Source organism: Bacillus sp. FSL M8-0266 (assembly GCF_038613425.1).
In the GTDB taxonomy this organism is placed as follows: domain Bacteria; phylum Bacillota; class Bacilli; order Bacillales; family Bacillaceae; genus Bacillus; species Bacillus pumilus.
In genome coordinates, this window is the sequence record NZ_CP152015.1 from 2,137,089 (window position 1) to 2,151,479 (window position 14,391).

The following is a 14,391-nucleotide window of genomic DNA, read 5'->3' on the forward strand; positions in this document are numbered from 1 at the left end:
GAAAGGTGTCTGGACAATATATGTGTATGACGTTGTCCTATTTGAATATGACACCTTTTTTGTTTTGAGAGTATGTTTAGCCATAAAAAAACCTTTCTCCTCATTTATATGCAGAGGAAAAAGGTTCATTCTTGTTTATGACGTCTTTTTTTCTAAAAAGTCAGGCTCACCTTTTTTGTTGATGGTATATGGGACAGAAAACGCGGGTACAAACGGGGTTTCCTGCCAATAGACATCTTGAATGTTTTCACCTGGTTTCAGCTTTCGTTTCGTATTCTTCAAAATATGAGCAAAGTCACTGCGGTAGTCCACATAGATTTCGCCATTTGATGAAATCAGTAATGGGAGGGAATTCCCTGTCACCGGGCTCATGACCGTAGGCGGCGATTTTAAGCCTAGCTTTTTTTCATTTAACGTATATAAATTGTTTGATACTACTTTGCCATATGGCGGATATGTATGTTCATCTTGATATATTTTGATTCTAAGCCGTAATTCACTGATGGTTTGCGTCATTTTGACATCAAGCAGTTTCACAGTTGGTTTTTTTTCGACGTCTGTGAGGACATACATATATTCCCCCCCGCCTTCAAAAGATGTCGACGGTACATCGTGTAAATATCTTGGTGACAAGCGCTTAAAGTCGATGACGTACTTTTGATAAATCGGCGTGTCTGCTTCTTTCGTTTCAATCGGCAAAAGACCATTTGTTGCTTTTTGAAATCCTTCAATTGCTGTCTGAACGCTTTGCAGCTGCTCTTCATATGGCACACGGTTTTCAGTTTTGCGATTTTCTGGATACAGACATCCTGTTAGTAAAATAAGTGCTAACAACGTGACACTGACTTTTGCTTTGATCATCACATTCTTCCTTTTTCTTTATTCATTGACCGGCCCACTAAATACAACTAAAAACACAATGATACCTGATATCAGCATCAAGCTGTATGCGACGGTCGAGGCTGTTATTTTAAGAAACCGGCTCTTCAGCTTAAATCGACTGAAATAAATGGTTACTACAGCTAAAAACATGAGCCCCATTGAACCAAGTGCAAACCACATCTTGATTAAAGCAAAACTCATCGTGCCTGTCCCCCTTTAAAACGAACAAATTGTAAGCGTTTATATTTCATTCTAAACCAAAAATAAGGTAAATATCAATCATTTTTCCAATCATTCAGAAAAAAGCACATAAAAAAAACTGAAGCAAAGAGGGGGACTCTGCTTCAGTCATTAGGTCGACTATTTTTCCTCATTCTGTAGAGGCAAAGCTCTATTCAAACTTCATTGCTATGTTATGCAAGTCTTCCCCTTCTTGCATCCTCTACATGCCTAAGTTCAGTCTTCCATTTATTTTGTTTGATTCTCAAACATGTTCACAAGGTCTTCCATTTCATGTGTTTTCACACGTGCCATCAATGATTCGACCGCATCGTCGACCTTTTTCCCTTCAAACAGGACGTGGTAAAGCGCCTCTGTAATCGGCATGCTGACCTTGTATTCTTTGGAGAGCTGATAAGCGCCTTTTGTTGTACGGACGCCTTCGACAACCATCCCCATTTTTTCAAGCACTTCTTCAAGCTTATACCCTTTACCAAGCAGATTTCCGCAGCGCCAGTTACGTGAATGAACACTTGTACATGTCACGATCAAATCTCCAACGCCCGTTAAGCCGGCAAATGTCAGAGGATTCCCTCCCATTTTTGTACCGAGACGTGCGATTTCAGCGAGTCCTCTAGTGATGAGCGCCGCTTTCGCATTGTCACCATACCCAAGCCCGTCTGTGATCCCTGCCGCAAGAGCAATGATATTTTTCAGTGCGCCGCCAATTTCTACACCAATCACATCAGGGTTTGTGTATACTCTAAAGTTGTTGTTCATGAACAAATCTTGAACAAATTGAGCCGCTTCAATATTTTCTGATGAGACAGTGACAGTTGTCGGATGACGCAAGCCTACTTCCTCAGCGTGGCTCGGTCCTGATAAGACGACGACAGCTTCTCTTTTCTCATCTGGGACTTCTTGTTCAATCATTTGAGATATTCTAAGAAGTGTATCTGGTTCAATCCCTTTACTGACATGGACAAACGGTACTTTCGATGTGATCAGCTCATTTGCCTGCTTCAACACTTCACGAATGGCCTTTGTTGGCACAGCGACAATAATAGCGTCTGTCCCCTCTAACGCCTGCTTCATGTCTGTCGTCGCCTGGATAGACGCTGGCAGTGCGACATTTGGCAAGTAATCATGATTTTCATGTTTCTCATTGATTTGGTCAATGAGCTCTTGTCTATGTCCCCACATGTGTACATCATGATGATTATCAGCTAATACAAGAGCAAGAGCTGTTCCCCAGCTTCCTGCTCCAAGTACTGAAATTTTCTTCATTCTGCTCACCCTTTTTATTTTCTAGCTCTCGCAAATATTTTAATCGGTGTTCCTTCAAAACCAAACGCATCTCGAATGCGGTTTTCTAGGAAACGTTCATAGGAAAAGTGCATAAGCTCTGGATCGTTTACAAACACAACAAAGGACGGAGGCTTAATTGCCACCTGTGTCGCATAATAAATTTTCAGGCGCTGTCCATTATGAGTCGGCGTTGGATTCATGGCTACTGCATCCATGATGATATCGTTCAAAATATTCGTTTGAACGCGCATCGCATGATTTTCACTAGCTGTAATAATGGACGGCATTAACGTATGAATTCTCTTTTTCGTGAGAGCTGACATAAACAAGACTGGTGCATAATCTAAGAATTGAAAATGCTCACGAATGTTTTGCTCAAATTCCTTCATCGTACGCTCATCTTTTTCAACAGCGTCCCATTTGTTCACAACGATCACAACGGCTTTACCAGCTTCGTGTGCATAGCCTGCAATACGTTTGTCCTGTTCAATAATACCTTCTTCACCATCAAGAACAACAGCGACAACATCAGAACGATCAATGGCTTTTAATGCACGAAGCACACTGTATTTCTCTGTTGTTTCGTATACTTTTCCTTTTTTTCTCATACCTGCTGTATCAACAATGACAAAGTCACGCTGATTGTACGTAAACATCGTATCGACAGCATCTCTTGTTGTACCAGCGATGTTGCTGACAATGACGCGGTCTTCTCCGAGCATCGCATTCACTAAAGAAGATTTCCCTACATTCGGGCGACCGATTAAGCAGAACTGGACAACTTGTTCGTCATACTGCGTATCTGGTAAGTTCTTAAAGTGTTCTGCAACTGCATCAAGTAGATCACCAAGACCTAATCCGTGCGTTCCAGAAATCGGATATGGCTCGCCAAACCCTAGTGCATAAAAGTCATACACGTCACTTCTCATTTCAGGGTTGTCCAGTTTATTGACAGCAAGTACAACTGGCTTTTTCGTGCGATATAAAATTTTTGCGACTTCTTCATCCGCAGATGTCACACCGTCTCGGCCATTCACCATAAAGATGATGACATCCGCTTCATCCATTGCGATTTCTGCCTGATGGCGAATTTGCGCTAAAAATGGCTCATCTCCAATATCAATTCCACCAGTATCTATTAAGTTAAAGTCATAATTTAACCATTCAGCAGAGCTATAAATTCGATCTCTTGTTACACCAGGTGTGTCTTCTACAATCGATATTCTTTCGCCTGCGATTCGATTAAAAATTGTAGATTTTCCAACGTTGGGCCTTCCAACAATGGCTACGACAGGTTTACCCATAGTACCCTTCCTTTCAATCCAGCCGCGATTCAATATGTTCATCATCATGTTTCAACCGGGATTTAAAATTTTCATTCAGTTTTATGAAATAAACCCTTCAAACATGAAGGGTTCAACTTATATATTATATCAATTTTTAATCAGACCACAATGAATAACTTAAAAATGTTTGACAATCAAGTAAAGATCTTCTCCAATTCCGTGTGCAATTCCATCTAAAATGGCCTCTAAATTCATGGCGTACATGTCGAGTTCTTCTTTATTTTCACAGAAAAAAACGGCTGTACCGCCCATGACCCGCTCTTTATTTGTTGTAGCCACAGCGAGTATAAATTGTTCAATGGTGTTCGCCATGCCCTATTACCTCACTTTCTTTTTTATGAACTCTGTCGGCATTCTGATGGCATTTTCTAAAATGGGTACTTCTTCTAATACACGGACAGCCAAATCTTCACGATACCATTGCGGTAAAATGAACACACCAAGTGTGCCGTTATTCAAATCACGCTTTGCGAGCGGACAGAGGGATGGTTCACCAGAGTCGCGATACACACCAAGTACATTAGATAAATCAAATAAAATGGCTTGCCGCTGCCCAAGGTTGGCAATCGTTGTGGCTGCGTTGAAATTTTTCGGTGTCAAAATAAAGCCCATCCCATGCTCTAATATGAGCTTTTGCTTTTCAGGCAGTCCGATATTCATGATGTAAATATCGTTCACATAAAGCCCTGCCCCATCAAAGCGAAGCTCTCCTTTTTGTATGTTGACAATATCCTTTAATTGGCTGCCAGACATTAATAGCTTTGCCAAGAAAAAACAAAGAATACCGACCACTGTCCCTATAACGAGCGAGAAGAAAATACAGGCTGTGGTCGTAATCAGTGCCGTGAGAATCGCAATATAATTTCGGCTTTCAAAGGCAATGGCAATGCCTTCTATATATGTACTGCCTCTTGAGACTAGCTCATATGAATCCATTTGAGTTAACGTATTTCTTTCCATATTGCGGACATCTCGGAATTGCGTGGCCGCCAGCGTGAGAAAGGTAATCGCCGTAAATTCCTCCTGAATGAGTGCAGGCATAATGATCGCACCAAGTCCTGAAGCGATAAAACCAAGCGCAATGTGAATCACTTGTCCATGAATATACGTAGGGTATTGCCGGTAATCTGTTCTTAACATATAAAGCCTGGCCGCCATCCCAAAGATGACACCAATAATCACAGGAAACGTATAATCCGTCATGTTGATTTTGCAGCCCCTTTTACTGGTTTTCTTGATGAACGGGCGTTCAAGAGCTTTTCAAGCTGATCGACACCTAATAGGAAGATGGACCCTTGAACAACAAGGGACAGAAAAGAGAGATCTCCAATGACAATCGATGATGTCAGGCGGTGAATTGTGAGCGCATAAAGGGCTTCGCCAAGACATACAGCCATCATCCATAGGGTGACTCGTTCTGTAAAATGATGTCCATATGTCAAAGACATCAAGATCAGCAAGGCAAATACGACCCAATCCACTTTTATTAGCGTGAACCAAACCGGGTCATATAATGCAAAAATCATAAAAAAGGCATATGCGCTTAACATAGAACCTAATTGTATGATTCTCATTATTCGATGACCAGAGCGGCATAGAACGAAACCCGCACATGCATATAAAAAGGTCATCAAGTATCCTGCATTTAGGCTCATATTAAATATGGATATCATGAAATGACTACATATAATATGGACAAGGACAAAGACGCCTAGTACATTGCGCCATGAGCTTTTTTCCATAATAAATGTCACGATAATCCAAACGAACCATATGGACCAATAATAGTACAAAGCCTCCAACGTCTCATCACCTCAATTACATTATGGGAAAATCCCCAATTTTTAAACGTAAGGGATCACTTTGGGCATTGTATGAAATAAACAAGAGGTGACACCCTAATGGTTGAGGAGGGATGTATGATGGGAAAAGATAGACAGGAAAAACGTTTAAAGGCATCAAAAAGAGTGGAATCTGACCGTGATCAATCCATTCATTATAAAGGGGCAACAGCATTAGAAGGTCCAGATAGCGCGCGAAAAAGAAATCAATAAAAAAAGCATGTGATAACCACATGCCTTAGATGTTTAAGGGCTAAACTTGCTTTTAGTCCTTTTTCTTATTTGATCTTAAACTATAGTACGTTGTGTCGATGCCTCTTTCTTTGAGCCAATGACTTGTTTCACCTGAAATGACAAGTTGGGTTTGTCTCAGTTCTTCAATGGTCTTCACGCCAAGGACTGTCATCATCATCTTCACATCTTCTTGAAGATCTATAACATCCGCGATGAGACCGCTCTCCCCTCCGTCAGTCAGTGATTTTAAGAAAAAGCCAGCTAGACCAGCAGCGGATGCGCCAAGAGCAATTGATTTTGTTACATCAAGGGCGTCTTGTATACCTCCGGAGGCTAAAACCGTTTGATCTGGAAAACTTGTATGTACTTCAGCAAGACTCGCTGCAGTTGGAATCCCCCATTGATCAAAATAATGAAGTGCTTTTTGACGTCGAAGATTTTCGATCTTAGAAAAGTTCGTACCACCAAATCCGCCTACATCAACGGCAGTAGCCCCAGCATGAAATAACTTTTTGGCCGTTTCCTTGCTTATGCCAAATCCAACTTCTTTTACGACAACAGGCACACCAACTGATTCATTGATGGCTGCGATGCGCTCAAGTGCCCCCCTGAAATCACGGTCTCCTTCAGGCATGACAATCTCTTGAATCACATTTAAATGAATCTGGAGCATATTGGCCTCCAGCATCTCAACGGCTTCCTTCGCTTGCTTGATTGTTGCCTCACTGCCTAAGTTCGCAAAGACAATTCCATCTGGATTAACTTTACGAACAACTTCATACGTACGTCTTTCTTCTTTATCTTTCAGTGCAGCCATTTGTGATCCAACTGCCACCGGAATATTGGTTTCCTTCGCTGCGATCGATAAAGAGCGATTAATCTCATAGGTCGATTTTCCGCCCCCGCCAGTCATTGCATTGATAAAAATTGGCGAACCGAAAGTCAGTCCGCCAATTGTTGTATGTGTATCAATTTGTGATGTCGCAAGATCTGGTAAACTGGCGTGAACGAAGGAAACATCTTTTAAACCTGTTGCTGCATGCTGTCCAGTGGACAAGGCATGTTCAATATGCTGTTTCTTTCTTTCTGCTCGCGTCAATTTTGATCACCAAATTATTTTAATTTATTGAGCTTATCTCCGATCAGGTCACCAAGCTGGAATCCACTTGTGTTTTCTTCTTTCGCCTGATATTGACGATAATTCTCTTCGATTTGTTTTTCGGGGTTTTCTTCTAAATCACGGATACTTAGTGAAATGCGCTCTTCATCTTCATTCACATCAAGCACTTTTACTTTCACAGTCTGCCCTTCTTCAAGGACTTCATGCGGTGTACCGATATGTTTATGAGAGATTTGGGAAATATGCACAAGTCCTTCGACGCCTGGCAGAATTTCAACAAATGCACCAAAGCTCACAAGACGTTGAACAGTTCCTTCAAGCACATCACCTTGTTTTACCTTTTCACCAATCTGGCTCCAAGGTCCTGGTAATGTTTCTTTAATAGATAGTGAGATACGCTCGTTATCACGATCAACAGCAAGTACTTTGACCTGGACTTCCTGGCCTTCTTCCACTACGTCAGATGGCTTTTCAACATGCGCATGGGATAGTTGAGAAATGTGAACCAATCCATCAATGCCGCCAATGTCTACAAATGCACCAAAATCAGTAAGGCGCTGCACTTTACCATCAATCACACTGCCAACCTCAAGCTTTTGCAGGAAGTCTTGCTTTTTGTCTAATTGCTCTTGCTCCACTACTGCACGGTGCGAGAGAATCACACGATTTTTTTCGCGGTCAAGTTCGACCACGACAAGTGAGAGTGTTTTACCTTTGTAGTCTGAAAAGTCCTCAACATAGTGCGCTTCTACAAGAGATGCAGGAATAAATCCACGCACACCAATATCTACGACAAGACCACCTTTTACAACGTCTTTTACTTCAGCTTCAAATACTTCTTTTGTTTCAAACTTTTTCTCTAGGTCTTCCCAAGCGCGGTCTGCATCAACAGCACGTTTCGATAAAATCAAAGCATCGTCTTCGACTTTTGTTACTTTAAGCTCTAATTCGTCGCCATCTTTCACGACATCTGATGCTTTTTCAACGTGAAGACTTGATAATTCACTGATTGGGATGATCCCAGGCTGTTTCACATTGACGATATCTACATTGACATGCTTGTCCTCAACTTTAGAAACAATCCCTTTCACTACATCTCCAACCTCTGGTACCTGAACATCGATTTGATTCATTTCCTCTGTCATTTCGATAACCTCCTTGGTCCAAACCTACACAGCTTAGTTAAAACGACTGGGTGAATATGTGTCTTAAGCATGATGATTACCAGCCGAGTATGTATTATAGAAACATTCAAATCAACAGAATTGCTTGAATGATCAATAAAAATAGTATTAGTATAAACTTCTAATAAAAGACCTTGTTTGTCAAGAGATAAACCTCTAACTTATAAAAGTTTTCTAAAATTTCTTACTGTTTCTCCACACGGTCTGCTGCATCTAAAATTTTACCTGCTACCTCTTGAATGGAAAGAGAAGTGGTGTCAATTTCAATGGCGTCATCCGCTTTCTTTAGCGGCGAAACTTCGCGCTCAGAGTCAAGCTTGTCACGTCTTGCAATCTCTTCGATCAGCTGATCGTAATTGACATCGTAGCCTTTTTTCTGATTCTCTTCAAAGCGGCGTTTTGCTCTTTCTTCTACAGATGCAAGCAAGAAAATTTTCACTTCGGCATCTGGAAGAACGTGCGTACCTATGTCTCTTCCGTCCATCACGACACCGCCTTTTTTACCAAGCTCTTGCTGCCTGCGGACCATTTCTTCCCGAACAGCTCTGTGCTTTGCGACAACCGATACTTGGTTGCTCACGCGGTCAGTGCGAATCTCCTCTGTCACATCGGTATTGTCTAGATGAACTTTTTGACCCTCGTCTGTTGAGACAAGTTCAATCACCGTTTTTTTCAGTAATGCATCAAGTGCTTGCTCGTCTTCAAGATCTACACCATGATGAAGTGCCGCAAGCGTAATCGCACGGTACATGGCACCTGTATCGATATAAATATATGATTTTTTTGCTGCGACAATTTTTGCCACAGTGCTTTTTCCTGCTGCAGCAGGACCGTCAATTGCGATAGATAATTTCTTTTTCATAATACCTCTCCTTGATTGAATCTCCCTTATAAATTGTAACACGATCACCGGTCAAACGGGGGAATTTTCTATCAATCCTTCTGCTTAAACGTCTCGATCCAATCTTCAATGCTCATGTTATTTACACCCTCGTATTGCACGACTTTTGACAAAAATAGTTCTCCTTTCGTCAAATGAAGTGTGATCTGAACGGCTAATAATAAGACAAGCTGAATGAGCACCGCTTTCAATAACCATCTTTCCATTGTCTTCATACAAAAAGCCTCCACGCTAGATTCTATCACCTCTAGTATGGAAGCTTTTAACATCCTTTATTCTTATGCTTTTTTTACACGTGTTAAAAGCTGCTGCTGGAAGCAGTACTTCATAATGTGTTGCTGGTGGTCATTTGTGATCTCAGAAAACTCCATGATCGCTCTTGTTTTGCCAGTCTGCTCATCTTGATAGACTCGGGTCATCTCTGCAACCGCTTTAATTTTGACAGGCTCTTTCAGCGGAAGTTCAAACTCTGTGATCACTTCTCCGTATTCTTTCAATGAGACACCCTCAGGAACAGCAATTGCTAAGCCGCCAGCACTCATATTGACAATAAACGTGTCAAAGGATGCTTCACCTGTTTGCGTGATCGTGGTTTTGACCATTGTATCGACTCTCAGGTATTCTCTACGCTGAAGCCGAATCATTTCTTCTTTTGGCGGAATGGAAATGACGATCATCGGAATATCTTCTTTCCTCTTGCCAATGACTTCGCTTGTACATTTGTATGGAATTTGATTTTCATCGAAAAAGAAAACGGTGATTTCTGTTTGCTGGTTTAAATAGATCGTGCGTCCCGTTTCTTTATCAGCTGGATAATTAATGCAAATATCATCGTTATTATTTTCCAAAACTTTCGATTTTGCAGTTTTCACTTCTTTGTTCTCATTGACATATTCAATTGTGATTGCATCCCCTATTTGTAACATTCCTCATCACTCTTTTCATCTGTGAAATCATATCCTCTCCTATATTAAACCATGTATAAAACAAAAGGAAAAGGCTTATTCGCCTTTTCCTCGCTTCCTTTTCTATAGGTCTTTATATATAGGTTCTGCGTTTTTTAGTTTATCTACTCGTTCTTCTTTTCCAGTATCCGCATTAATGAACATTCGGTACGTATCATTTTTTATCGTTCCAAGGAACTCATAGCATAAAACTTCCTCTGACATATCGTTTTGAACAATCGCTACATGAGTATCTTCGATTTTTACATGCTGATTGAGCGTTTTCTTCGCTTCTTTTTGCGAGATTTTAGGTGCTTTGATGTCTCTTGTTTTATGATTCGTTAAATAGTCTTTCGCTGAAAATCCAACCACTTCACCATCGTCTAATGCGACCTTCATGCGTATACTATCTGGATAAAGCAGTACATTTTTTTGAAGAGGTACATAGGTAAATACACCGATATTATCAAATTGCGCACTTTCATCTAAATGGAATGACTCTGCATCAAATCCTTGCTTCTTTAAGAAGCTGAGTGCTTTTTCTGATGCTTGATTTAAACTGATTTTCTGTTTTTTCACGTCTCGATTTTGAAGAAGGTAGACTGGATGTCCTCCTTTTTCAGTTAAGTCTAAATAGAAATTCGCTTTACTATCAGGATCTGACATCGATAAGCTGTACACATCTCGATTGGTTTTGCTTCCGCTTTTTCTCACCTTAAAATGTTGATTATGATCAGGTGCGAATTGCTGAGCAATGCGTATCGCTTCTTTCTTTGAAATCTTTTTGCCCTTTAAATGATTGTAGCCGCGTGTTTCTGCTTCTGTCGACACATTTGTCGGTCCGAGATCGACATCTGCAAATGCATCTGCATTTCTCTCGACTGTTTTCAAGCCGTCAATGATGGTGTTATCATTCTTTCGGTCACCATCAGCAAGTGCCATTTCAACATCCATCCATTTTAAATTTTTGTTGAGGACGAGATGCTGCACTTGTCTCAGTTCGTTTTGGATATCAGATGCTTGTTGATATAAGGACGAAATGGTTTTGTGCGTATTTTTGTTTAATGGTTCATCTGATAAGGATTTAACTGATGATTTGTAGCTAAAGTCTCCGACATTCGCCAAAAATTCTTCCGTTTTGTTAAAAGGCATTAATGTGAGCGGAAGCTGACTCACATTGTTATGTGCTTCTGATGACATTCTCCATACATCTGCAAGTGCTGGTGAAATCGACGATTGGCTGTTCATCGCAAGCGTTGCCCCAAGTTTGTCGTGCAGCTGATCCACTTGGTACGTTAAATCGTGGAAGGCCCTCTGATAGTTGTTCTCTGCGTGCAGCAGCACTGCGTCTTTTTCTTGATGCTCTTTATAGCCCCAATAACCTGTTGAGATGACAGCAATTCCTAAAATGGCAATCAATATTCCTCTGATCATTTATTTACACCTCTTTTTATTCGCAGAAAATATGTTTCCCGATTCGTTTAATTTGTGGTCTTCCCCAAATCCATGGACTTGTTGCTGTATCAGGATTAAAGTAATAGACGGCGCTCTCAGACGGGTCCCAGCCGTTAATGGCATCAAACACAGCCTTTTTTGCAGTTTCATTTGGTGACATATAAAATTGACCATCCGCCACAGCTGTAAACGCAAGCGGTTCAAAAATAACTCCTGCGATTGTATTTGGAAAAGTCGAGTTGTTCAAACGGTTTAAGATGACGGCAGCGATCGCCACCTGTCCTTCATACGGCTCACCTCTTGCTTCACTATAAACCGCTTGTGATAAGAGCTGAATATCATTACTAGAAAAACCACCTGGCATGTTGGCTGCCGTTTGTTTCGGTGTTTGATTTGCTTGCTGATTACCTGACTGTTTCGCAGACTTTCCAGATGCTCCGCTTTGACTTTTTTGATTCTCTTTTGCACCTTGAGCAGTCTTTTTTTGTGAGCTTCTTTTCGCAGGAGCTTTTGTTTGCTGATCAAGAGGTTTCCCGCCATAATGGGTAAACTCATTCCCCTTTTGCAGCTGCTGCTGAACAAAGTCTTTATAGTATTTTGTCTTTTGAACTAATAGGCTTTTTGTTTGTTTACCTACAAGCCCGTCGACCTTTTTTACACCATATTGGCTTTGAAAGTTGCGAACGGCCCAGTACGTTCCCCAGCCATATACACCATCAATTTTGCCATTGTAAAAGCCATTGTATTGGAGCCGTGCTTGCAACTCGACTACATCTTCTCCTGTCGCACCACGCTGGATGACTTGACTGGTGAAGGCTTCACTTTTTTCAGTTGTCATCAGTGAGGTTGCGAGTAGAACGATTGAGAAGATAAGGACGATTTGTTTCATGAAACGAGCTTTGTCCATATTTGATCCTCCTGTACTTTTGATGTTTGAATATATATTTCTTCCAATCCCTATTTTTATACATTCAATACATTCATCACAGGAGTGAAATGGATGAAAAGACAAAAAAACGCCCTATCAACTGATAAGACGTTTTCTACATTAAATTTTGCACCATTTTCACTGAACGAGCTTTTTTTGCTTTTCGCAGGCCAAACCACCACAAAAAAATCATGAATGGCAGCATGATATATCCCCAATTTTTCATTCCTAACAATATGAAATCATATAGGCCGTGAAAAAGCACAGGAAGCGTTAAAGAAAGGATCAGCCATTTGTACTGCTCCTTTTTATCAGAGAAGCGGGCTTTGCCGATATAAAATCCCATCACAACACCGAATAAAGCATGACTTGAGACGGGTAATAAAGCACGGGTGAATGCATATTCAACTCCGTGACCGACCAAATAAAGAATATTTTCAAGTGTTGCGAAACCAAGTGAAACACTGGTTCCATATACAATTCCATCATAGTGTTCGTCAAATTGGGCATGCGCATAGACGCTGACCATTAAAATAAACCATTTTAAAGATTCCTCTAAGAAGCCCGACGTCACAAATGAAATCAAGATAGGGTTCGTTGTGATATGCTCCTCTTGAAGGACATATTGAATAAACATGGTTGGAAACACAAGTATAACACCTAGCATAAAAGATCTGATGACCATGTGTACCGGCTCATTGTCGTACTGATCTTTCAAATAAAAATAACTTAAAAGTGCGATGCCGGGAGCTAAACCTGCTGAGATGATTGCGATCATAACCAGACCTCTTTCCCTACATTATCCTTCATTATCGTACCATGATTTACCCTTTTTTTATATGACTCGAGCCCATTTTTATGAAAATTACTTTCTATATAATCCCATTTTATATCAAAAAGAACCGAATCCCTTAGAAGGATCCAGTTCTTTTTTTATCCGTTCATTCTTTTGTTGATTTCTTCTGCAATTAGCCCCCCATGAAATCTCCCGTTTTCAATGAAAATTTCATTGGCATTATTTCCAGCTGCAATCACTCCTGCGATGAAAATACCTTCTACGTTTGTCTCCATCGTCTGTTCATCAAATGCTGGTCGGCCTGATTCTTGATCAATTGTCACACCCATTTTTTCTAAGAAAGAATGATCTGGATGATAGCCTGTCATGGCAAAAACATAATCACTTTTCACTCGCTCCGTTTGCTCTTGTTGGTTAGTAAAAATCACTTCTTCTTCTGTAATTTCCTTCACCTGCGCTCCAAACTCCATTCGAATCGTTCCATTCCGCACAAGTGCTTCAAACTCTGGCAAAATCCAAGGTTTGATGCTAGATGAATATTCAGTTCCTCGATAAAGTACAGTGACTCTACTTCCGCATTTCACAAGTTCTAGCGCAGCATCGACACTTGAGTTTTTCCCGCCGATCACCGTTACATCTTTATCAAAGTATGGGTGTCCTTCTTTAAAATAATGATACACATGTGGAAGGTCTTCCCCTTTGACATTCATATAGTTTGGATGGTCATAGTAGCCAGTAGCAATCACGACATAATCACATACATAGTCGTCTTTTGATGTGCTCACAATAAAATGACCGTCTTTTTTCGTCACAGCGTTCACTTTTTCAAAGGCATGTACACGCAGGCTTTTTCGTCTGACTACTTCTCGATAATAAGAAAGTGCCTGGATACGAACAGGCTTGCGATTTTCAGTAATAAACGCGACATCACCAATCTCAAGCTTTTCACTTGAACTGAAAAAGGTTTGATGTGTTGGGTAATGATAAATACTGTTGACGACATTCCCCTTTTCAATGACAAGTGCATCAATTCCAATTTGCTTGAATGCGATGGCAGCTGATAACCCGCATGGGCCGCCTCCTATTATGATCGCTTTTTCTTGTTTCATTTGTTCCACTCCTGTCGTTTCAATGCAATAACAATTGCTAGCTGTTTCATGAGTTGTTCCATTCCATAAAAAAAATCTCCTATTTAAGGATAGGAGATTTTAAGGCACGATGCAAATGAGCCGC

General features: G+C 40.7%; 17 protein-coding genes. 1 reads left to right on the top strand and 16 read right to left on the bottom strand.

Annotated elements, in window-relative coordinates:
• Nucleotides 1-135 precede the first annotated feature (135 nt).
• The 7 genes from MKY83_RS10765 to MKY83_RS10795 form a co-directional block, all read right to left on the bottom strand.
• Complete coding sequence (locus MKY83_RS10765) at nucleotides 136-861, bottom strand: hypothetical protein (RefSeq protein ID WP_106067096.1); 726 nt, start codon at nucleotides 859-861, stop codon at nucleotides 136-138.
• Between the two features lie 18 nt (nucleotides 862-879).
• Complete coding sequence (locus MKY83_RS10770; RefSeq protein ID WP_034318888.1) at nucleotides 880-1,083, bottom strand: DUF2768 domain-containing protein; 204 nt, start codon at nucleotides 1,081-1,083, stop codon at nucleotides 880-882.
• A gap of 267 nt (nucleotides 1,084-1,350) precedes the next feature.
• The gene (locus tag MKY83_RS10775) at nucleotides 1,351-2,388 is read right to left on the bottom strand and encodes an NAD(P)H-dependent glycerol-3-phosphate dehydrogenase (RefSeq protein WP_003216041.1); all 1,038 of its coding nucleotides are present in this window, start codon (nucleotides 2,386-2,388) and stop codon (nucleotides 1,351-1,353) included.
• 14 nt (nucleotides 2,389-2,402) lie between these two features.
• Nucleotides 2,403-3,713 carry a ribosome biogenesis GTPase Der gene (der, locus tag MKY83_RS10780; RefSeq protein ID WP_003215663.1) on the bottom strand — a complete coding sequence of 437 codons (1,311 nt, stop codon included), beginning with the start codon at nucleotides 3,711-3,713 and terminating at the stop codon, nucleotides 2,403-2,405.
• Between the two features lie 159 nt (nucleotides 3,714-3,872).
• Nucleotides 3,873-4,067 (bottom strand): hypothetical protein, encoded by a 195-nt coding sequence (locus MKY83_RS10785; protein WP_003215794.1) that lies wholly within the window; start codon nucleotides 4,065-4,067, stop codon nucleotides 3,873-3,875.
• A gap of 6 nt (nucleotides 4,068-4,073) precedes the next feature.
• Nucleotides 4,074-4,958 carry a YIEGIA family protein gene (locus MKY83_RS10790; RefSeq protein WP_003215905.1) on the bottom strand — a complete coding sequence of 295 codons (885 nt, stop codon included), beginning with the start codon at nucleotides 4,956-4,958 and terminating at the stop codon, nucleotides 4,074-4,076.
• Complete coding sequence (locus MKY83_RS10795; RefSeq protein WP_283923791.1) at nucleotides 4,955-5,557, bottom strand: hypothetical protein; 603 nt, start codon at nucleotides 5,555-5,557, stop codon at nucleotides 4,955-4,957. The genes MKY83_RS10790 and MKY83_RS10795 overlap by 4 nt, the downstream gene beginning before the upstream one ends.
• A gap of 120 nt (nucleotides 5,558-5,677) precedes the next feature.
• Here MKY83_RS10795 and MKY83_RS10800 point away from each other — a divergent pair, with 120 nt between their 5' ends.
• Nucleotides 5,678-5,809: a YpzI family protein gene (locus MKY83_RS10800; RefSeq protein ID WP_003215762.1), complete on the top strand. Its 132-nt coding sequence runs from the start codon at nucleotides 5,678-5,680 to the stop codon at nucleotides 5,807-5,809.
• 52 nt (nucleotides 5,810-5,861) lie between these two features.
• On the opposite strand, the gene fni is transcribed toward MKY83_RS10800, so the two are convergent.
• The 9 genes from fni to MKY83_RS10845 all read right to left on the bottom strand — a co-directional run bounded on the left by fni (nucleotide 5,862) and on the right by MKY83_RS10845 (nucleotide 14,267).
• Complete coding sequence (fni, locus tag MKY83_RS10805; RefSeq protein ID WP_283923792.1) at nucleotides 5,862-6,929, bottom strand: type 2 isopentenyl-diphosphate Delta-isomerase; 1,068 nt, start codon at nucleotides 6,927-6,929, stop codon at nucleotides 5,862-5,864.
• A 14-nt stretch (nucleotides 6,930-6,943) separates the two neighbouring features.
• On the bottom strand, nucleotides 6,944-8,095 hold the full coding sequence (rpsA, locus tag MKY83_RS10810; RefSeq protein WP_003215529.1) for a 30S ribosomal protein S1: 1,152 nt from the start codon (nucleotides 8,093-8,095) through the stop codon (nucleotides 6,944-6,946).
• 223 nt (nucleotides 8,096-8,318) lie between these two features.
• Nucleotides 8,319-8,996: a (d)CMP kinase gene (cmk, locus tag MKY83_RS10815; protein ID WP_044141097.1), complete on the bottom strand. Its 678-nt coding sequence runs from the start codon at nucleotides 8,994-8,996 to the stop codon at nucleotides 8,319-8,321.
• 71 nt (nucleotides 8,997-9,067) lie between these two features.
• Nucleotides 9,068-9,250, bottom strand: coding sequence for a YpfB family protein (locus tag MKY83_RS10820; RefSeq protein ID WP_034661090.1), 183 nt, complete (start codon nucleotides 9,248-9,250; stop codon nucleotides 9,068-9,070).
• Between the two features lie 63 nt (nucleotides 9,251-9,313).
• Nucleotides 9,314-9,961, bottom strand: a complete 648-nt coding sequence (locus tag MKY83_RS10825) for a flagellar brake domain-containing protein (RefSeq protein ID WP_106067099.1) — start codon at nucleotides 9,959-9,961, stop codon at nucleotides 9,314-9,316.
• Nucleotides 9,962-10,063: 102 nt separating this feature from the next.
• The gene (gene ypeB, locus MKY83_RS10830) at nucleotides 10,064-11,413 is read right to left on the bottom strand and encodes a germination protein YpeB (protein WP_044141095.1); all 1,350 of its coding nucleotides are present in this window, start codon (nucleotides 11,411-11,413) and stop codon (nucleotides 10,064-10,066) included.
• 16 nt (nucleotides 11,414-11,429) lie between these two features.
• Nucleotides 11,430-12,341: a spore cortex-lytic enzyme gene (sleB, locus tag MKY83_RS10835; protein WP_106065510.1), complete on the bottom strand. Its 912-nt coding sequence runs from the start codon at nucleotides 12,339-12,341 to the stop codon at nucleotides 11,430-11,432.
• Between the two features lie 136 nt (nucleotides 12,342-12,477).
• Nucleotides 12,478-13,140 (bottom strand): glutamic-type intramembrane protease PrsW, encoded by a 663-nt coding sequence (gene prsW / locus MKY83_RS10840; RefSeq protein WP_106067101.1) that lies wholly within the window; start codon nucleotides 13,138-13,140, stop codon nucleotides 12,478-12,480.
• Between the two features lie 155 nt (nucleotides 13,141-13,295).
• Nucleotides 13,296-14,267, bottom strand: coding sequence for a YpdA family putative bacillithiol disulfide reductase (locus MKY83_RS10845; RefSeq protein ID WP_065098313.1), 972 nt, complete (start codon nucleotides 14,265-14,267; stop codon nucleotides 13,296-13,298).
• Between the last annotated feature and the right edge of the window lie 124 nt (nucleotides 14,268-14,391).